Origin of the sequence: Anoxybacillus ayderensis (genome assembly GCF_013761015.1) — a bacterium.
Classification (GTDB): domain Bacteria; phylum Bacillota; class Bacilli; order Bacillales; family Anoxybacillaceae; genus Anoxybacillus; species Anoxybacillus ayderensis.
On sequence record NZ_JACDUV010000002.1, the window covers coordinates 242,755 to 262,456 of the forward strand.

The following is a 19,702-nucleotide window of genomic DNA, read 5'->3' on the forward strand; positions in this document are numbered from 1 at the left end:
GTAAAGCGAGATGTTTTTTTCATGGAGATATTGATTTCACAACGAAATGGAGGGATTTCTTGTGAAGAAATACGCCATTGTATATTGTGAAAATCAATTTGGTTCCATGGATGGAAAAACAGCGAATGGACTTGTGCGCGATTCTGGACTGTATGAAATCGTGGCGGTTATTGATTCGACAAAAGCTGGTCAAGATGCGGGAGAAGTGCTTGATCAAAAGAAAAATGGCATTCCGATTTGTAAAAACCTTCAAGATGCAATGGCCTCCGCAAAAGAAAAACCGAACTACTTCATCTTAGGAATTGCTCCAGCGAACGCTTTTCTCAAAAAAGAAGAACGACAAGTGATCATTGAAGCGATGGAAGCAGGCATGCATATCATTAACCCACTTCAAGAGTTCTTAACAGAAGACGAAGAAATGATGGCGATCGCCAAACGTTGTGAAGTAACGATTCGCGATATTCGCAAACCGCGTCCGAAAAAAGAATGGACGTTATTTACGGGACGTATTTTGCAAGTGAAAGCGCCCGTTGTGGCGGTGCTCGGAACAGATGGAGCGTGCGGAAAACGAACGACCGCGATGATTATCGCGAAAGAAATGCAAAAGCGTGGTTATAAAGCAGCGTTTGTTGCGACAGGACAAACGGGCTTAATTCAAGGTGCTTCGTACGGATTTGCGATGGATGCGTTTCCGCTTCAATATATGATCGGTGAACTCGAGCGAGAAATTGTGCGCGCGTATGAAACAGAAAAACCCGACATCATTATTGTGGAGGGACAAGGGGCGCTGAGCCATCCAGCTTACGTCAGCTCGGCTGGCATTCTAAAAGGGGCGCGACCACAAGCGGTCATTTTGCAGCATCCGCCGAAGCGAAAAGTGCTTGGCGACTTCCCGTTTGTCGAAATGCCTACGGTCGAAAGTGAAATCGCATTAATTGAACATTTCGGAAAAACAAAAGTCGTTGCGATTACGTTAAACCATGAAGGGATGACAGATGAAGAATTAAAACAAACGATTTCCGAATATGAGCGAACGTTCCATATGCCAGTCACAGATGTATTAAAATACGGCGCAGACAAAGTTGTCGATCGTCTCATCGATTATTTCCCATCGTTACAAAAACGTGAGGTGGCGGTATTATGACGCCGAGAGTCGAAATTGACTTGCGGAAAATTCGTCATAATGCTGTCACGTTGAAAAAATGGTGTGAAGAAAAAGGAATACAAATGACAGCTGTCGTCAAAGGGGTGGGCGGAGATGTGCAAATTGCTCGCACCCTTGTCGATAGCGGTTTGACAAGTTTAGCGGATACGAAAGTCGAACGAATCGCAAAATTAAGATCGGCGCACATTCCGGCAACATATATGCTCATTCGTACACCTGCATTAAGCGAAGTAAATAAAGTTGTTCAACATGTCGATGTCAGCGTCCAATCAGAAATCGACGTCGTGCGTGCGATTTCGGCGGAAGCGGTGAAGCAAAATAAAACGCATGCCATTATTATTATGGTTGAAATGGGCGACTTGCGCGAGGGGATTATGCCGAAAGACGTCCCGTCATTTATTGAACAAATACGTCCGTTGCCAAACATTCAAATTGTCGGCATCGGCGCAAATTTTGCCTGTTTTGGTGGCATTATTCCGACGGATCAAAAAATGCGTGAGCTTTCGTCACTTGCGAAACATATTCAAAAAGAGTATGCGTTGTTTTTACCGTACGTATCTGGTGGCAATTCCGCGAACTATTATTGGTTAAAACAAACGAAAGATGTCGGTTGCATTAACCATCTCCGATTTGGCGAAGCCATTTTTTTAGGGCGAGAAACGATTCGCGGTGCGGCCATTCCTCATTTATATCAAGATGCGTTTTGTCTCGTCGCGGAAGTGATCGAAGTGAAAACGAAGCCGTCTGTCCCGTACGGTGTACAAAGTCGCAATGCATTTGGAGAAACACCGACGTTTCAAGAGCGCGGCATGATGAAACGCGCCATCGTCGGCATCGGTCGTCAAGATGTGCACGTGAGCGGATTGACGCCACTTTCTCCTGTCGACATCATCGGATCGAGCAGCGACCATATTATTGTTGATGCCACACGCACTGACATTCGCGTCGGTGATCATATTCGCTTTGCGGTCGATTACGGTGCAATGATTTCCCTTATGAGTTCTCCATACGTTCAAAAAACATACGTACAAACCGATGAAAAAAACGGCCATTTCCCGACAAAAACATCGGCATAAAAAGGTCAGCGCCTAACACGCTGACTTCTTTTTACTATAAATTGTGGCAAGTAGAGAGTACGAAATGAAAAGATGAGTACAGAACTGAACATTCATTTCGATTCATGAAAGCAATGAATAAAAAGGATTTGTTTCATTTTTGTCGAATATTGCAACACAGGATTGTTAGAACGAATGATAGAGTATCCGAATTATGTTTACCATTACGATGAAGCGTATTGGATTGAACGAATCAAGAATAATTATGAATCAAAACAAAATACCGTGTCGTAAAGGAGCTCATTTTCCATTCAATAAATGAAGCTCCTTTTGTTTTGACTTGTTGTTCAGATGACAAACATCGAAAAAAAGGGTAAAATACGGATGTGGGTATAAAAAAGAAAAGGACGGATGATTCATGGCAGGGCATCGATTTCATCATTCGAAAGCAGAGAAGTTGTTGAATCCGAAAAGAAGAGAGCTCATTGCTCCAGAGGAAGTCGTTTCGTTATTGCACATCAGCGAACGGGATGTCGTGGCGGATTTAGGGGCAGGGAATGGCTATTTTACTGTCCCGATAGCGAAAGTGGCAAAAACGGTATATGCGGTTGATGTACAACAAGAAATGCTCGCTTTCCTACAGCAACATGCAGAAAAAGAAGGGGTAGAAAACATTGCTTACATCCTAAGCGATGTGACCGCAACAACGATTCCATCGCAATCGGTTGATCAAGGGCTGATGGCGTTTGTTCTTCATGAAGTGGCCGATCGGGAAGCGGTGTTTGCGGAAATTGCTCGCATCATGAAACCGAACGGTGCGTTTCTATTGATTGAGTGGGAAGCGGTTGAAAGCGACATGGGCCCACCAATTCATGAACGCATTCCTTCGCAACAGCTGATGGACGAGGCAAAAGCGGCATTTGCACATGTCGAGCTCGTTCATTTTCACCCGAGCGTATACGGCGTGATTGTTAAACATGGTCATCAATGATGGCCATGTTGTTTGTTTTTAAGGAAGGTGAGTAAGATAGTGGTACGTTTAGGAATAAAAGAAAATAACGTTTCATTTTTATTATTAGTCGTCATCAACGTGTTTGTGGGGGCAATGGTAGGTCTAGAGAGAACGGTTTTGCCGATGATTGTGGAAAAACAGTTCGGGCTTACATCGGTGAGTGCTGCCATTTCGTTTATTGTCAGCTTCGGTTTGTCCAAAGCAGTTGTAAACTATTTTGCCGGTCAACTTGCTGATCGATTTGGAAGAAAAAATATATTGTTAGCGGGATGGATGATCGGGTTATTTGTTCCGATATGTATGCTTGTTGCACATGAATGGTGGGTTGTCGTATTTGCGAACGTGTTGCTTGGGATCAATCAAGGATTGACGTGGTCGATGACGGTCAATATGAAAATTGACATCGCAAAGCCCACGGAGCGTGGCACAGCTGTTGGCTTAAATGAGTTTGCGGGTTACTTCGGTGTCGCAACGATGGCAGCGATATCAGGATATGTCGCAGCGACATTTTCTCTTCAGCTCGAATTATTCTATATTGGGGTCGTCATTGCGATGCTAGGAATGATTTTATCGATCATCGCAAAAGATACGAAAAACTATGTGCGATTGCATATGGAACTAAACAAAGAACAAAAACAAAAATCATTATCTTCCAAAGAAGTATTTCAACAAACAACATGGAAAAATAAAACATTATCTAGTTTTAGCTTAGCAGGACTTGCGACAAATTTGAAAGATGGAGTGGCATGGGGATTGTTTCCTTTATATTTCACCTCACTCGGATTATCTGTCTCGCAAATTGGAATAATCGTTGCCGTTTATCCTGCTTCATGGGGCATATGCCAACTGTTTACAGGCATCATAAGCGATCGTTTTGATCGAAAAAAGATGATCGCATATGGTATGTGGCTACAGGCGTTGGCGATGTGGTTTATGCTTATTGTGGATCATATGACGCTATGGATCCTTGGCGCAGCGTTGTTAGGACTTGGGACGGCGATCGTATATCCGACACTACAAGCGGCAATTGGTGATGTCACAGCAGTGCATTGGCGCGCTTCCGCGATGGGCGTATATCGCTTTTGGCGTGATAGCGGCTATGCGATTGGAGCGATCGTGGCAGGTATTATTGCGGATTGGCTTGGATTCCATTGGTCAATAGGGTTAACAGCCACATTGCCCTTACTTGCTGGACTGCGTGTATATACAAAAACGAAAAACTAGGGAGCCTCTCCCTAGTTTTTCTCATACATGTCCCCGTTTTGGAATACCTCTAAGTGTCATTTGAACAGTTATCAACTTTCCCCCCTTCGCAACATACAGTAATAAAAGAGCATGCGATGAAGGGGGCTGAGGTGTGAACATTTTAGTCATTTGGCGGTTGTTGACGGTTGGTGGGGTGAATGCGGGCTGGCGCAATCGGGCGATCTATTTTAAAAAACATGGGATCGCGACGGACTTTTTATATACAAAAGACCTTGGTGGCATGCATATGATGGAAGACGTCGCAAACGTCTACGTCATGAAAAAGAAAAGCGACATATACGATTTATTGCGAAAGCGATACGATGCGATTATCGTCGTCGATACGAGCCAAGCGTACGATTGGTTAAGCGATGTTGGATATCGTGGGCCGATTATTGTCGAGGCGCGCACACCGGAATTGTTGAAATTGAAACGAAATTTACAAGGGATTGAAAAAGTTGCACCGCGTCAATTTATCGTTCCGTCTTTTTATCAAAAACGTCTTCTTTCTGTTTTGAGCGATGAACGAGCACCGATTACGGTCATTTATAATGGCTTAGATGCTTCTTTTTTTCGCCCGATGGAGTGCGATGATGTCCCGAATAAAAAAATTGTTGCGTACGTCGGACGGTTAGATGGGCGTAAAAATTGGCGTGCGTTTTTACGAATCGCCTCGTTGTTGCAAAAAGAGCGCGATGATGTGGAATGTTGGATCATTGGCGGACAACATAGTGTAGATAAAGAAGCGTTTGAAACGGAATGGAAGGAAAAACAGCTGACATCATTTGTGAAATGGTTTCCCATTGTGCCGTATCAACAAATGCCGAATATGTATGCGAAAATTCGTCAATCGGGTGGCTGTTTATTAGCGACGACGAAAGTCGAATCGTTCGGAAATACATTTATTGAAGCGATGGCGTGCGGCGTGCCTGTCGTTGCCCCGCGCGTATCGGCAATGCCGGAAATTATCGTTCACGGAAAAACAGGATATTTATTTCGCGAGCACCATACGCGCGGTGCGGTTCGTGCGATCGCTGAGATTTTAGACGACAAACAACAATATGCTCATATGAGCGAAGCTGGGCGAGCGCATGTGCTCAACCGATTTACGATCGAACGTTGCGCCCAAACGTATGTCGACTTATTACACAACATCGTGGGGGATATACATGAAGTATGAACAGACATTTGCGCAACATAAACATAATTCCCATCTTGTCACTTTTGACGATGGCAAACGGTATGTCGTGAAATGTTATGATGCGAAAAAACCAAAGGCGCCCATAAACGAATGGCTCGCTTATCAAATCGCAAAATATATGAACCTTCCAATCCCACACGCCCGTCTCGTTTCTTTGCCTCATACGCTTTTGCCTATTCCAGACGAGACGACTATTATAAAAACGAAAACGCAATTGGCGAGCGCATATATCGAAGGGAAAAACGCCCACGAAACGACGATCGAACATGTTGAAAATGGATGGCAACTGGCGAGCGTCATCGTTTTCGACTATTGGTTGTACAATCGCGATCGGACGAGAAAAAATGTTATCATCGAGCAACGAGAGGAAAGGCAAACGTTATGGATCATCGATCATGCCGACATATGTGGTTGTTCGGCGTGGACGGTTGAACAATTAAAACAGTTGCCGCAAACGCTTATAGACAGCAAAACACATCGTATGATGGCATCGTTTACAACACTAAAACAATTCGAGCAAGCAATCGCCATCATACAAACGATGCCGACGCTTTTAATAGAAGAAATGACGAAACATATGCCAGAAGATTGGGACATTACGGAAGAAGAAAGAAAGCAGCTCGTTCATACGCTCGTTTATCGGCGCGACCATCTCGTTCCCCGTCTCATTCGCAAATTTTGTAAACAACTTTGGCCTGAGCTTGTATAGCTTAGGCTTTTCTTATGCATATTTTTCATTTGTTGTTAAAAAATAATGGGGAATGGAGGGGCGTTATGAGATTGTTTGCATTTGGATTCATCATCGTTTGTTTACATGCATTGCCGTATTTCGTGCTTGGGGAAGATGCGCATATGCGCGTGCACGACAATTTAGATTCAAACATCGCTTGGTATCGCGTGCTCGTACGAAGCGGTGAGCTGTTCGGTTCCGTTCATGCGACGATTCCACAAGTCATAAATGGGTTGCCGCGCAACGCATACGGAACGGAATTTAGCGGCATCGTCTGGCTTCACGCCCTTTTTCCGCCCGTCTATGCATACGGATTGAGCCAGCTGATGACGCGCGTCTTTGCATTTATCGGCATGTATGCATTGTTGAAAACGCACGTCATAAAAGAAAAGACAGCGGAGTGGATTCGTGTCGGCGTGGCGCTTACGTTTGCGTTGACGCCGTTTTGGCCATCGGGGATGCTTAGCACGCTCGGCATGCCGCTGGCGCTCTGGGCGCTACTGAACATTCGCGCTGGGGATCGTTCGTTGAAAAACTATGTCGTCCTTACTTTGTTGCCGCTCTATTCTAGCTTTGTGCTCGGCTTTTTCTTTTTTTTAAGCGCAATGTTTTTGTTTTGGATCGTTGATGCGTGGCGCCGCCGCCCGAACATTCCGTTATTGTTGGCGCTCGTATATATGACTGCTCTTTATTTGGCAGTGGAATATCGGCTCGTTCATTCGTTTTTATTTTCGACAGAACCAACAAGTCGAGATGAATATTTCCATGCCCGTTTATCGTTATGGCGCTCGCTGCGATTAACATTCAAAAACTACATATTCGGTCATACGCATGTGATGACGATTCATACGCTCATTATTTTACCGATCACGTTCATCGCATTATATATCGTATGGAGAAAAAAATGGTGGCGAAACGAACGGCTATTTTGGCAACTTCATGTACTGAATTTTGCGCTATCGCTTTGGTATGCGTTTTGGTTTTACAAAGGATGGCTTCCTGCGACGGAGGCATTTCCGTTTTTAGACCGGTTTAATTTTGCGCGCTATCATTTTTTACGTCCGATGGTCATTTACGTGCTGTTTGCATTGTCGCTTCGCATCATTTGGCGCGCGTGGGATCGGCGCATCGTTTCGTTTGCGCTTTTTGCGCAGCTTGTTGTGGCGCTGTTGTTTCATGAACAAATCGTCTATCGCGACAAGCCAACGTTTCGCGCGTTTTATGCCGAAAAGCAATTTCAAGACATGAAACAATATATAAAAAAGCCTGTTCATACGTATCGGGTCGTCAGCATCGGCATTCACCCAGCGATCGCTCAATATAACGGCTTTTACACGTTAGATACGTACAACAACTTTTATCCGCTTTCGTACAAACATCAATTTCGGCAAGTGATTGCGAGCGAGCTAAACAAAAATAAAAAGCTAAAGGAATATTTCGATGAATGGGGCGGACGTTGTTACGTATTTGTTGATGAGCTTGGCAAACGTTATATGTTTACGAAACAATCAAACAAACGCATTCGCCGTATGCAGCTCAATACGAACGTATTATACGACATGGGTGGGCGATACGTCTTTTCCGCCGTGCCGATTGACAATGCAAAAAAAAACAAACTAAAGCTATTGCGAACGTTTGAACACGAGGAGTCCGCATGGACGATTTATTTATACGAAATAGAAAGGAGTGAAACGACATGACGATTTTAGCGATCGTTGTCCCTTGTTATAACGAGGAAGACATATTGCCAGAGACGATTGAGCAGTTGCGGGCGTTGCGGCAACAGCTCATCGAGGAACAGCTCATTTCTTCGGAAAGTAAAATCGTATTTGTCGATGATGGAAGCCGTGACCGGACATGGCCGATCATTTATAGAGCATGTTTGCGACACGAAGAAATTAAAGGGATTAAACTGGCAGGAAATGCAGGGCATCAACATGCGCTACTTGCAGGAATGTTTGCAGCCAAACAAATGGCGCATTGCATTGTGACGCTCGATGCGGATTTACAAGACGATATATATGTCGTTCGTGAGTTTTTGCGTAAATTTCATGAAGGATATGACATCGTTTATGGAGTAAGAAAAAAGCGCGATGTCGATTCGTATATGAAACGATGGACGGCTGAAACGTTTTATCGCCTCATGAATCGCATCGGGGTGAAACTCATTTACAACCATGCGGATTATCGCCTCATGAGCCGGCGCGCCGTCGAAGCGTTAGCACAATTTCGCGAAGTAAATATGTTTTTGCGCGGGGTCGTGCCGCTTCTTGGATTTCCATCTACAACCGTATATTACGACCGAAAAGAGCGAAAAGCTGGAGTGACGAAATATCCGTTCATGAAAATGATTCGCTTTGCGTTTGACGGATTGACGTCATTTAGCATGATGCCGATTCGTTTCGTTTCCGTTCTCGGCTTTTGTTCATTTTTTGTGAGCATCTTGTTTGCGATGTATGTGTTATTTTTAAAAATGACCGGTCATACACAAACAGGTTGGACGTCGCTTATGATGTCCATTTGGCTTGTCGGAGGATTGCAGCTCATTGCGATCGGGTTAGTTGGAGAGTATATCGGAAAAGTGTATCAAGAAACGAAACAACGTCCGCGCTATATTGTCGATGTCGATTTGTTAAATGGACCGATCATTGCGTCACGTGAACGAGAAACGTTTAGTGAAGAAGGAATTAGTTAAGGCTCCGATTAAGCGGAGCCTTTTTGCATCATTGTTCGTTGAAACGATTGAAACAGGGCGAATGAAACGAACGTAAGCACGATGCCTGTCATATACGGCAAACTCGGCTTTAATGTAAACAGCCATCCAGCAATGGCAGGTCCGCCAATGCGCCCGAGCGAATCGAACGACGATAACAGTCCTGTTGCGCTTCCTTGCCCATCGGTCGTCTGTTTCGTTAATAAGGCGGATACGCATGGGCGAATGACGCCGTTGCCGACCCCGAAAATGGTTAAATACAGGGCGGCCGTCCAAAAATGGTGGATGAATAAAATAAGGAAAAAGCCGAGCGCTGAAATAAATAGTCCACCACGAATGACCGTTCCTTCACCGAACGACTGAATGAGTTTTCCAAGCAATCCTCCTTGGACGATCGCACCGGCCAGTCCCATAATCATAAAAATGTAGCCGAGCTCTGTCGATGAAAGTCCTGCACGTTTTGCGGCAAAATAAGCAAACGTTGCCTCAAGTCCTGCAAGCGAAAACGTGACGATAAACTGCAATACGTACAGACGCGATACGTCGCTTCGTAGTGCCGCCATAAGTGACGGTCGTTTCGTTTCTCCGTTCGATCGCTTTTCTTTCGGAAGCGATTCATGTAAGAAAAAGAAAACGAATATGGCAGTGATAAGCGCCAAACTGCCTGCGATCCAAAACGGAACGGTTAAGCTCGCCTTTGAAAACACGCCGCCGATCGCTGGTCCGAAAATAAAGCCAAGCCCGACCGCCGCACCGATTATGCCCATTCCTTTCCCGCGGTTTTCTTCGGTCGTGACGTCTGCGACATATGCCATCGCTGTCGGCATCGTAGCGGCGGATAAAAAGCCACCGATGATACGAGCGGCAAATAACATCCAAAGTTTTGTCGCCAACGCGAACAAGAAAAACGAAAGCGCCAAACCGAAAATGCCGAGCAGTAAAAACGGTTTGCGTCCGTAACGATCGGACAATCGTCCCCACATCGGCGCAAATAAAAATTGCATAAACGAATATACAGCCATTAACCAACCAAGCTGTGTCGGAGTCGCACCAATTTTTTCTGCGAAAAACGGAAGGACAGGGATAATAATGCCAAATCCAACCATGACTAAAAACATCACAACAAATAAAAGCGGCAAATAACGCCGATCGTTCATCATCACCATCTCCACTATGTAGTTTGCATCTTTATCATAATGGAAACATGATCATTTTTCAAAGATGTCGCTGCATTGACAACGGAAAAAGTTTTCGCGAAACTGAAAAAAGGATGAACGATGTGGGAGAGTTGAGAAAGATGACATATATCAATCAGCACGTGTTAAACAATTTGTTTTACATTTTAGTGAGCATTTTTTTCTTTTACTTTTTATACGATTACGTTCGATTTTTCCAGCGCAAAAAAGTGTATCAACGTTTGTTGTTTGTTGTTTGCTTAAGCGTGCCGCTTATTTTATGTATGAAATATCCGATTTACATCGCGCCCGATTGCGTGCACGATTTGCGGCAAGTTCCGTTTCTCATCGGCACGTTTTACGGCGGATGGACGGTGAGCCTGCCGTTGCTTATTATTTTACTCGTTGCGCGATGGGTGATGTACGGGTATCAGTTTATTACGGTCGCTGTGTACGTCATGATGTTTATGTTCGGAAGTTTATTTTCTCCATTTTTTAAACAGTTGCCGAAAACAAAACGGATGATTGCTTCTATGATGATGACGTTTATTCTTGCGATTGCAGCAACAATATTAGCGATAGCAATTTCCGATTTTGAAGTGACCGAGTCGTACATCGTTGATTTTATTCTCGTCCCTCCTGTCGCCGTACTATTTGTTGTGTTTATGATGGAAACGTTACGAGAAGCGTTGCTCATTCGTTCGAAAGCGATCAAGCTGGAGAAAATGGAAGTCGTTAGCCAGCTTGCCGCAAGCATTTCCCATGAAATTCGCAATCCCCTTACCGTTGTCAAAGGATTTATGCAACTGATGAGAGGAAAAGACATATCGGAGGAAACGAAAGAGCAATATATGAATATCGCCCTTGAGGAATTAGACCGCGCCTGTGCCATTATTGACGATTATTTAACGTTTGCGAAGCCGTTCCCAGAAAAAACAGAACCGCTTCATGTGCATCACGAACTACAAAAAGTGATCGACATGTTGCGTCCATTCGCGAACATTCATGGGGTGAAAATCGTCCCAACACTTATGCCTGCGATGATCAAAGGGAACGGACAATATTTTCGGCAATGTTTTTTAAATATAATAAAAAATGGAATTGAAGCGATAGAAGGCGAGGGGGCGGTGCACGTCGCTGTACATGTCGCTGAAAAAACGGTTACGATCGTCGTGCGCGATGAAGGAAAAGGAATGACGAAAGAGCAGCTTGCGCGATATGGGGAACCGTATTTCAGCACGAAAGAAAAAGGGACAGGGCTCGGGGCGATGGTATCGATTCGCATCATTGAAATGATGAACGGCACGTGGACGATGGAAAGCGAAAAAGGGCGCGGAACGACGATGAAAGTGACATTCCCTCTGTTGTTGGAAAAATAAAAATATTTCGAAATAGCGAAAAAGTATTGTCTTTAACGATTTTGGGCGTTAAAGTATAAAATGAACATAACAAGTAGGGGGAGTTTACAACGATGAGTTTGTTTCGGAAAAAGTCCATTGAGGCGCTCATGAGCGAATCAGGAAAAGGGGCAGCGCTCAAAAAAGAATTAGGCGCCTTTGATTTAACGATGCTCGGAATTGGAGCGATTATTGGAACGGGCATTTTCGTTTTAACGGGAGTGGCTGCAGCTGAGCATGCAGGACCAGCGCTCGTTCTTTCGTTTATTTTATCAGGATTGGCGTGCGTCTTTGCGGCGCTTTGTTATGCGGAGTTCGCCTCAAGCGTGCCGGTGTCGGGAAGCGCCTATACGTACAGCTATGCGACATTTGGTGAGTTAATCGCATGGATGCTCGGCTGGGATTTAATTTTAGAGTACGGAGTGGCAGCGTCAGCAGTAGCGGCGGGATGGTCCGGCTACTTTCAAGGGTTGCTCGCTGGATTTGGCATTGAGCTGCCAAAGGCGTTGACAAGCGCTTACGATCCGGCAAACGGTACGTTCATTGATGTGCCAGCGATTGTCATCGTTTTGCTTATTACGTTTTTATTGACGCAAGGGGTGAGAAAATCAGCGCGCTTTAATGCGGTGATGGTTTTTATTAAAGTTGCGGTCATTTTATTGTTTATTGCGGTTGGGGTTTGGTATGTGAAGCCAGAAAACTGGACGCCGTTTATGCCGTTCGGCTTTTCAGGCGTGGCAGCAGGGGCAGCGACGGTGTTTTTTGCGTACTTAGGGTTTGATGCGGTATCGACAGCGGCAGAAGAAGTGCGCAATCCGCAGCGCAACATGCCGATCGGCATTATCGCATCGCTTGCGATTTGTACGCTTCTTTATATTGCCGTCTCGCTCATTTTAACAGGTATTGTGCCGTACGACCAACTAGGTGTAAAAAATCCGGTTGCTTTTGCGTTAAACTATATTGAGCAAGATTGGGTGGCAGGATTTATTTCGCTCGGGGCGATTACGGGGATTACGACCGTGCTTCTCGTGATGCTTTATGCCCAAACGCGCCTCTTTTATGCGATTAGCCGCGATGGCTTGCTTCCGTCATTGTTTGCGAAAGTGAGCGAGCGAAAACAAGTGCCGCTTGTGAATTCATGGGTGACGGGCATTGCGGTTTCCATTTTCGCTGGGGTGATTCCGTTAAATAAATTAGCGCATTTAACAAATATCGGAACGTTGTTTGCGTTTACGACTGTGGCGATCGGCATTTTAATTTTACGCAAAACAGAACCGAACTTAAAACGAAGCTTTATGGTGCCGTTTGTGCCTGTCATTCCGCTTCTTGCGGTAGCGTTTTGTACGTATTTAGCGCTTCAGCTTCCAGCGACGACGTGGTTAAGCTTTGGCGGCTGGCTTGCGATCGGTCTCGTCATTTACTTCTTGTACGGCCGCAAACATAGTAAGTTAAATGAGGCAAACGTTGGACAAAAACAAGTAAGTTAACGGATTGACAAAATAAGTTCGTACGCTTATAATGAAATTACAAATAACATAGTTTTCCTTTACAAAGGGGAGTAGCGTTCAGGCGATGCCTGAAAACAAAGTCGTCAATTCATGGACGTCGTCCATCGGCTTTGTTGGCACAACATGTGTCTAGCGAGACCTTTGCCGTTCGGCAAAGGTCTTTTTTGCGTTCTCATGATTTTTGCCGACGGACGAGGGAAAACTACATATTACAGGAGGGATCATTCATGGATGTATCATTATTGTTAGAGTACGGTTGGGTGCTTCTCGTTTTAATCGGTTTAGAAGGCATTCTCGCCGCCGATAACGCCGTTGTGATGGCGGTTATGGTAAAGCATTTGCCAGAGAAAGAGCAAAAGCGGGCGCTCTTTTACGGGCTTGCCGGTGCGTTCATTCTTCGTTTTGCGGCGCTGTTTGTCATTTCGTATTTAGTGAACATTTGGCAAATTCAAGCGCTCGGTGCGTTATATTTAATGTTTATCGCCGTGCATCATTTTATTAACAAAAACAGAGACGGTTCGCATAAAGAAGGGAAAAAGCAGTCCGGTTTTTGGATGACAGTATTTAAAGTGGAACTTGCTGATTTAGCGTTTGCGATCGATTCGATTTTAGCGGCGGTCGCTTTAGCGATGACGTTGCCAAATACGAATTTACCACCAATCGGGGGGCTAGATGGCGGAAAGTTTTTAGTCATCTTTGCCGGTGGATTAATTGGTGTCATTATTATGCGTTTTGCGGCAAATGCGTTCGTGAAATTGTTGCATAAACGCCCAAGCTTAGAATCCGCTGCATTTTTAATCGTCGGTTGGGTTGGCGTGAAGTTGGCAGTCTACACGCTTGCGCATCCAAGTTTAGCTGTCGTTTCGGAACATTTTGCCCATTCAGCATTATGGAAAGCGACTTTCTGGATCGTTCTTTTAGCGATTGCCGCTGGCGGTTGGTTTTTCTCCGGAAAAGAAACGAAACAACAAAAAGAAGCGATTCACACGTTGAAAAAAGCGCAAAACGAATAAGGGGAGGCACGTTCCTCCTCTTTTTGTTATAATAAAGAAAGAGAGGAGTGTTGATGTATGTTAAGTGAAAAATTGTTAAACGGATTGAACGATCAAATGAATTTTGAATTTTATTCTGCGCATGCGTACATGGCGATGGCAGCATATTGCTCGGCGGAAGGGTTGGACGGTTTTGCGAACTTCTTTTTAGTTCAAGCGGAAGAGGAACGCTTCCATGCGATGAAGTTTTACAACTTTATTAACGCGCTTGGCGAACGAGCGATTATGACAGGCTTCCCATCGCCAAACAACGAATTTACGTCCGTTCGCGATTGTTTCGAAAAAGCGCTCGCTCATGAAAAAGAAGTGACGCGCCGCATTTATAAACTATCTGACTTAGCGTTAGACGAGCGCGAACATGCGACGATGAACTTTTTAAAATGGTTTATTGACGAACAAGTGGAAGAAGAGTCGCTGTTTGATACGCTTATCCAAAAGCTCAAGCGCATCGAAAACGACAGCAACTCGCTATTTATGCTTGATAACGAACTCGCTCAGCGCACATTTACACCAGAAGCATAAAGGGAATGCATACGCATTCTCTTTTTTTCTTCCCCCCTAACTAAATATCGCACATGAGGCGATAAATGTAGATAGGAGGGATTCGGATGAGATGGTTAGTCAATGATGATCCGTTGTTTGTTTTGCCGACGGTGGCGGTGAAGCTCGGGTTGAATGAAAGCATTTTTTTGCAGCAACTTCATTATTGGCTCGGGAAAAGTACGCATACGTATGATGGGCATGTGTGGGTATATAACACGTACGAAGGGTGGCAAAAGCAGTTTCCGTTTTGGTCGGAAAGCACGATTCGGCGCACGATCGTTCGGCTTGAGAAAAAAGGCATCGTCGTATCAAGGTATCGCTCCAAGCTTGATAAAACGAAATGGTATCGCATTGATTATGATGTGCTAGCGAACGTCATGAATGGCGAGGAAAAACGACAAAATGATGACACGAACGCGCAACATGAACAAAAGACGGTGCAACATGACGCGTCGTACGTGTCAACTTGCCAAGGCGGACATAGCACGATGAACAGACAAACAAATATAACAACAGATCATACATTACAAAATATTATACAATTTTATGAACAAAACGGTTTCGGGACGATAAGTGGCTATGTTGGAGAAAAAATCGCATTATGGGTCAATGAAACGTCAGAGGAAATGGTGCTTCATGCGCTGAAAGTCGCTTTGCAAAACGGGGTAAACACGTGGACATATACGGAAGGCATTTTGCGTAACTGGAAGAAAAACGGATATGTAACGACAAAAGAGCGAAGAAGAAGACCGGTGCGAACGGAGATGGTTCCAGAGTGGCTACATATCGATTATTCGCAATATGAACGAAAAGCTTGCAGTGAAGCCGAGCTCGAACAAAAAAGACGGGCATTAGAAAAACGGCTAAGGGCTGCCCCTTAGCCTGTTTGCTTCATCGGCTCAGTCGCTTCTTTCGTCGCTTCGACCGCTTCAAAAAGCAAGTCGACGAGATGAACGGCGCGCACGTTTGTAAGCCCTTCACGTTCAATGCCGAGCTTCATTTGTAGTAAGCAACCGGGATTGGCGGTAACGATCGTCGTCGCTTTCGTTTGTTTCGCTTGTTCCATTTTATAATCGAGCACTTGCATCGACATATCCGGATGAACGATGTTATAAATGCCCGCAGACCCACAGCACCGGTCGGCATCTTTCATTTCGCGAAACTCGACGCCTGCAATTGACTGAAGAAGGAGGCGCGGCTCAGTCGCTGTTTTCATCACGTTGCGCAAATGGCATGAATCTTGATACGTCACGATTTGGTTTGGCAAGCGCAAGATGCGATGATGAAAGCCGAGCTCTACTAAAATGACGGAGACGTCTTTGATTTTGGCAACGAACGCTTTCGCGCGCTCCGCCCAAACGGGATCGTCTTTTAACAAATGGTCGTATTCGATTAAAAACGCTCCGCAACCGCCGGCGTTTGTGACGATATAGTCGACGTTTAGCGCTTCAAACGCTTCAATGTTTCGTTTCGCTAACGTTTTTGCGTCCGCTTTTTCACCGCTATGTCCATGGAGCGCCCCGCAACACGTTTGCGCCTCAGGAATGACGATGTCGCAGCCGGCAAGCTGCAATAGTTTCATCGTGCGATCGTTTATGTCCATAAACATCGTATCCATTAAACAACCGCTAAAAAAGGCGACGCGATGCTTTCGTGGGGCAAGCGCTTCAACGTGCGTCGGACGTTCGTTCATTTCTTTCCACGTCGGCACGTTCGGAAGCACTTTTTCCATTGTCGCTAAATGGTTCGGCAACAGGCGCAACAAGCCAAGTTTTCGCGCGAAAGATTGCAGCCCAGACCGTTGATAAAAGCCGAGGAGCGCCGTTGCGATGCGCATGCGCTTCGGATATGGAAACAGCTGTTTAAATACGAGATGGCGAATGAAACGAACGATCGGCGAATACGTTTTATGTTGCGCAATAATATCGCGCGCTTCTTCAAGCAAATGACCGTAGCGCACGCCAGAAGGGCAAACCGGTTCGCACGCCCGGCAGCCAAGGCAAAGTTGAAGCGAACGTTCGACGTCTTCATCCGGTTCAATGAGCCCATCGACGACCGCTTTCATTAACGCGATCCGTCCGCGCGGCGAGTGCGACTCTTGAAAGCCGGATTCAATATATGTCGGACATGTCGGTAAACAAAAGCCGCAGCGCATACAGTTTAATAGTTCGTCTTCGTTCATGCGCGCTTGAAATTGTTGTTGCATGATCTGTTCATTTTTCATCGCGTCACCACCACCCGTTTGCGCGTGCTTTTTGCGAACACTTTCCCCGGATTCATAATGTTGTTCGGATCGAGCGCTTGTTTAATCGCTTTCATAGCCGCGATTCCTTCTTTGCCGAGCTTCCATTCTAAATACGGCGCTTTCATGACGCCGACACCGTGTTCGCCTGTAATCGTGCCGCCAAGTTCAATTGCTTTCGCAAATATGTCTTCAAACGCTTGCTCGACGCGATGCAGTTCGTCTTTGTCGCGCACATCTGTCGGACATGTCGGGTGAAGGTTTCCATCTCCCGCATGGCCAAACGTGCAAATGGTGACGTTATATTTTTGCGCAATATCGTTAATCGCTTTCACCATATTAGCAATTTGCGAGCGCGGGACGGTCGCATCTTCTAAAATCGTCGTCGGCTTTAAGCGAGCGAGCGCCGATAAGGCGGAACGTCTTGCGGTGCGCAAATTGTTCGCTTCTTCTTCCGTTTTTGCCACTTGAACGGAAATGGCGCGTTGTTCGCGACAAATGCGCGCCATCGCTTCCATATCGCGGGCGACGACTTCTTTTGGACCGTCTTGTTCAATAAGCAATACCGCTTTTACGTCCGTCGGCAAGCCGATGTTGACGAACGATTCGACGACTTGCAGCGTCGGCTGATCTAAAAATTCAAGCGTCGTCGGAATGATTTTGTTGGCGATAATCGTTGAAACGGAACGGGCAGCCGCTTCTAAATCTTCATAAAGCGCGAGCATCGTTTGCTTCGTCTCCGGCATCGGAATGAGCTTTAACGTTGCTTCCGTAATAATTCCAAGCGTGCCTTCCGAGCCGACAAATAAACGGGTGAGGTCATAGCCGGCGACGTCTTTCGCAAGTTTTCCACCTGTGCGGATGATGTCGCCGCTAGCGAGCACAACTTCAAGCCCCATGACGTAATCGCGCGTCACCCCGTATTTTAAGCCGCGCAAACCGCCGGAGTTTTCGTTAATGTTGCCGCCGATCGTCGAAATTTTCATCGAGCTTGGATCCGGTGGGTAAAATAACCCTTTCGCTTCGACCGCTTGAATGAGGTCGAGCGTAATGACGCCCGGCTGAACAGTAACCGTTAAGTTTTCCTCATCGATTTCTAATATGCGATTCATATGTTTAAACAATAGGACGATGCCGCCTTCTGTTGGGCACGTGCCGGCGCAAAGGTTCGTCCCTGAACCGCGCGGAACGATCGGAATGCGCTCTTCGTTACAAATTTTTACGATGTCGCTTACTTCTTTTGTATTGCGCGGTGCGATGACCGCATCAGGAAGCGACTGAAAGTTTGGGGTTGCATCATATGAATAAACGAGCCGTCCGGCTTTCGAATCGTCGTAGTTTTCTGCACCAACAATGTCAATAAATTGTTGCTTCACTCGTTCAGTGATCATGTCGTTCACCCTTTTTTCTTATTTGTACTATAAGCATAAAAAAAAGCGGGGAAACCCGCTATAGATGAACATATAAAAATAAAGCGTTTACAAGCTATTTTTTTGTTATTTCATCTAAAAAACGAATGGCTAAATATAAAGTGATGACATGTTCCAAGTGGCGCACGTTTAAATTTGTATATTCTTGTATTTTTTTCAGTCGGTAATGAAGCGTATTAATATGAATGTGAAGCGCTTCGGCTGTTTGTTTGAGCGATAAGTTGTGCGCAAAAAATGTGCGGAGCGTATGAAGCAGTTCTTCGTCGTTCATTAACGGTTCGATCGTTCGTTGAATGAGCTCTCGTTTTGTTGATAAAGAAATGTCTTCTAAGCACATGTCTAGTCGTAAGTCTTCATCAAAGACGATTTCCTCTGTTTGTTTCGCGACATGAAGGGCGCGCTCCGCTTGTTTATATGACTCATACACGTATTTCGCATCGGTCATTTTTCCGCATCCGACATGAAACGAAACATCATATTTTTCCAAAAACGATCGTTGCAACGTCTTTATTTTTGCGCTCGTTCGTTCTTTGTCGTCGTCTGTTTGTAAAAAAAGCAAGCGATCGTTTCCCCAGCGAACGATGATGTCGCGTTTGTCGTCCCAAACGGTTTGGGTAAATTTCCACATTTCAATCGAAATCGTCCGTTCTTTATCGTTTAACGAAGCGATCACGACGCGCCGCTTCGCTGTTAAGTCAATATGAAACAGTTGCGCGCGTTCAAAAAAAGACGGTGACCATTCGCGCGTTTGCAGCCATTCAAACACGAACGTTTCAAGCGCCCGCGCTTCGAGCTGCAGTTGTTCTGTATAATAGTTTTCTTGAATAAGAAGCTCGGTCATTTTTTTTAACAGTTCTCCATACGGCGATACGTTCGTTGGATCGCCTGTAATGCCGATGACGCCGATGACGTCGCCGTGAAAAAAAATCGGCAAGTTCACGCCTGCTTTCACACCTTTTAATACACCTTCGTCTTGCTTTGTAATGATTCGCTTTTTCTTCTCTTGGCAAACGAGAAACGCTCCTTCGTGAAATTGACCGATGCGTGTCGTGTCGGTGCTTGCCATAATGATTCCGTTCGTATCGACGATAATAATGTCTTCATGAATAAGGCGACGCACGTCGGATACGATTTTTTTCGCGAGGTGAGAAGAGAGCATTCGTTCACTTCCTTTCTGCATGTAGCATACGAAAAAGAAACCGTCCTTTTATGTTGAGAAAGGACGGTTGTCCGA

General features: G+C 45.3%; 17 protein-coding genes. 13 read left to right on the forward strand and 4 right to left on the reverse strand.

Annotated features, from left to right (window positions below):
- The first annotated feature begins 61 nt into the window (after positions 1–61).
- The 8 genes from HNR63_RS03600 to HNR63_RS03635 all read left to right on the forward strand — a co-directional run bounded on the left by HNR63_RS03600 (position 62) and on the right by HNR63_RS03635 (position 9,103).
- Entirely contained in the window at positions 62–1,144 is a 1,083-nt protein-coding gene (locus tag HNR63_RS03600) for an N-acetyltransferase DgcN family protein (RefSeq protein ID WP_223249770.1), read from the forward strand.
- Entirely contained in the window at positions 1,141–2,241 is a 1,101-nt protein-coding gene (locus HNR63_RS03605) for an alanine/ornithine racemase family PLP-dependent enzyme (protein WP_085788489.1), read from the forward strand. Before HNR63_RS03600 ends, HNR63_RS03605 begins: the two co-directional genes overlap by 4 nt.
- Before the next feature lie 397 nt (positions 2,242–2,638).
- Positions 2,639–3,211, forward strand: coding sequence for a class I SAM-dependent methyltransferase (locus HNR63_RS03610; protein WP_181519800.1), 573 nt, complete (start codon positions 2,639–2,641; stop codon positions 3,209–3,211).
- A 36-nt stretch (positions 3,212–3,247) separates the two neighbouring features.
- Entirely contained in the window at positions 3,248–4,456 is a 1,209-nt protein-coding gene (locus HNR63_RS03615; RefSeq protein WP_181519913.1) for an MFS transporter, read from the forward strand.
- A gap of 133 nt (positions 4,457–4,589) precedes the next feature.
- Positions 4,590–5,657 (forward strand): glycosyltransferase, encoded by a 1,068-nt coding sequence (locus HNR63_RS03620; protein WP_181519801.1) that lies wholly within the window; start codon positions 4,590–4,592, stop codon positions 5,655–5,657.
- Entirely contained in the window at positions 5,647–6,387 is a 741-nt protein-coding gene (locus HNR63_RS03625) for a HipA family kinase (protein ID WP_181519802.1), read from the forward strand. The genes HNR63_RS03620 and HNR63_RS03625 overlap by 11 nt, the downstream gene beginning before the upstream one ends.
- A 14-nt stretch (positions 6,388–6,401) precedes the next feature.
- Positions 6,402–8,108 (forward strand): DUF6044 family protein, encoded by a 1,707-nt coding sequence (locus HNR63_RS03630; protein ID WP_181519803.1) that lies wholly within the window; start codon positions 6,402–6,404, stop codon positions 8,106–8,108.
- Entirely contained in the window at positions 8,105–9,103 is a 999-nt protein-coding gene (locus HNR63_RS03635) for a glycosyltransferase family 2 protein (RefSeq protein ID WP_181519804.1), read from the forward strand. Before HNR63_RS03630 ends, HNR63_RS03635 begins: the two co-directional genes overlap by 4 nt.
- Positions 9,104–9,111: 8 nt before the next feature.
- Here the strand turns inward: HNR63_RS03635 and HNR63_RS03640 are convergent, their stop codons facing one another.
- On the reverse strand, positions 9,112–10,278 hold the full coding sequence (locus tag HNR63_RS03640; protein WP_181519914.1) for an MFS transporter: 1,167 nt from the start codon (positions 10,276–10,278) through the stop codon (positions 9,112–9,114).
- A 113-nt stretch (positions 10,279–10,391) separates the two neighbouring features.
- Here HNR63_RS03640 and HNR63_RS03645 point away from each other — a divergent pair, with 113 nt between their 5' ends.
- The 5 genes from HNR63_RS03645 (at position 10,392) to HNR63_RS03665 (ending at position 15,677) form a co-directional block, all read left to right on the forward strand.
- The gene (locus tag HNR63_RS03645; protein WP_246316722.1) at positions 10,392–11,675 is read left to right on the forward strand and encodes an ATP-binding protein; all 1,284 of its coding nucleotides are present in this window, start codon (positions 10,392–10,394) and stop codon (positions 11,673–11,675) included.
- 92 nt (positions 11,676–11,767) lie between these two features.
- Entirely contained in the window at positions 11,768–13,180 is a 1,413-nt protein-coding gene (gene bcaP / locus HNR63_RS03650) for a branched-chain amino acid transporter BcaP (RefSeq protein WP_085788483.1), read from the forward strand.
- A gap of 248 nt (positions 13,181–13,428) precedes the next feature.
- A complete protein-coding gene (locus HNR63_RS03655; protein WP_085788482.1) occupies positions 13,429–14,214 on the forward strand; it encodes a TerC family protein in 786 nt (261 codons plus the stop codon).
- A 57-nt stretch (positions 14,215–14,271) separates the two neighbouring features.
- Positions 14,272–14,775: a ferritin gene (locus HNR63_RS03660; RefSeq protein ID WP_021094305.1), complete on the forward strand. Its 504-nt coding sequence runs from the start codon at positions 14,272–14,274 to the stop codon at positions 14,773–14,775.
- 86 nt (positions 14,776–14,861) lie between these two features.
- Entirely contained in the window at positions 14,862–15,677 is an 816-nt protein-coding gene (locus HNR63_RS03665; RefSeq protein ID WP_181519806.1) for a DnaD domain-containing protein, read from the forward strand.
- Here HNR63_RS03665 and HNR63_RS03670 read toward each other — a convergent pair.
- The 3 genes from HNR63_RS03670 to HNR63_RS03680 form a co-directional block, all read right to left on the reverse strand.
- The gene (locus HNR63_RS03670; RefSeq protein ID WP_181519807.1) at positions 15,674–17,020 is read right to left on the reverse strand and encodes a (Fe-S)-binding protein; all 1,347 of its coding nucleotides are present in this window, start codon (positions 17,018–17,020) and stop codon (positions 15,674–15,676) included. The two genes, HNR63_RS03665 and HNR63_RS03670, sit on opposite strands and share 4 nt — an antisense overlap.
- Positions 17,017–18,429 (reverse strand): glycolate oxidase subunit GlcD, encoded by a 1,413-nt coding sequence (gene glcD / locus HNR63_RS03675; protein ID WP_181519808.1) that lies wholly within the window; start codon positions 18,427–18,429, stop codon positions 17,017–17,019. Before glcD ends, HNR63_RS03670 begins: the two co-directional genes overlap by 4 nt.
- 94 nt (positions 18,430–18,523) lie before the next feature.
- Positions 18,524–19,627, reverse strand: coding sequence for a CdaR family transcriptional regulator (locus tag HNR63_RS03680; RefSeq protein ID WP_181519809.1), 1,104 nt, complete (start codon positions 19,625–19,627; stop codon positions 18,524–18,526).
- Positions 19,628–19,702 lie beyond the last annotated feature (75 nt).

What these genes read in the sequence shown, in the direction of transcription:
- HNR63_RS03660 (WP_021094305.1), top strand. Translation starts at nt 14,272, where the DNA reads ATGTTAAGTGAAAAATTGTTAAACGGATTGAACGATCAAATGAATTTT.
- HNR63_RS03635 (WP_181519804.1), top strand. Translation starts at nt 8,105, where the DNA reads ATGACGATTTTAGCGATCGTTGTCCCTTGTTATAACGAGGAAGACATA.
- bcaP (WP_085788483.1), top strand. Translation starts at nt 11,768, where the DNA reads ATGAGTTTGTTTCGGAAAAAGTCCATTGAGGCGCTCATGAGCGAATCA.
- HNR63_RS03665 (WP_181519806.1), top strand. Translation starts at nt 14,862, where the DNA reads ATGAGATGGTTAGTCAATGATGATCCGTTGTTTGTTTTGCCGACGGTG.
- HNR63_RS03610 (WP_181519800.1), top strand. Translation starts at nt 2,639, where the DNA reads ATGGCAGGGCATCGATTTCATCATTCGAAAGCAGAGAAGTTGTTGAAT.
- HNR63_RS03645 (WP_246316722.1), top strand. Translation starts at nt 10,392, where the DNA reads ATGAACGATGTGGGAGAGTTGAGAAAGATGACATATATCAATCAGCAC.
- HNR63_RS03625 (WP_181519802.1), top strand. Translation starts at nt 5,647, where the DNA reads ATGAAGTATGAACAGACATTTGCGCAACATAAACATAATTCCCATCTT.
- HNR63_RS03640 (WP_181519914.1), bottom strand. Translation starts at nt 10,278, where the DNA reads ATGAACGATCGGCGTTATTTGCCGCTTTTATTTGTTGTGATGTTTTTA.
- HNR63_RS03655 (WP_085788482.1), top strand. Translation starts at nt 13,429, where the DNA reads ATGGATGTATCATTATTGTTAGAGTACGGTTGGGTGCTTCTCGTTTTA.
- HNR63_RS03630 (WP_181519803.1), top strand. Translation starts at nt 6,402, where the DNA reads ATGCATATTTTTCATTTGTTGTTAAAAAATAATGGGGAATGGAGGGGC.
- HNR63_RS03670 (WP_181519807.1), bottom strand. Translation starts at nt 17,020, where the DNA reads ATGAAAAATGAACAGATCATGCAACAACAATTTCAAGCGCGCATGAAC.
- HNR63_RS03680 (WP_181519809.1), bottom strand. Translation starts at nt 19,627, where the DNA reads ATGCTCTCTTCTCACCTCGCGAAAAAAATCGTATCCGACGTGCGTCGC.
- HNR63_RS03605 (WP_085788489.1), top strand. Translation starts at nt 1,141, where the DNA reads ATGACGCCGAGAGTCGAAATTGACTTGCGGAAAATTCGTCATAATGCT.
- glcD (WP_181519808.1), bottom strand. Translation starts at nt 18,429, where the DNA reads ATGATCACTGAACGAGTGAAGCAACAATTTATTGACATTGTTGGTGCA.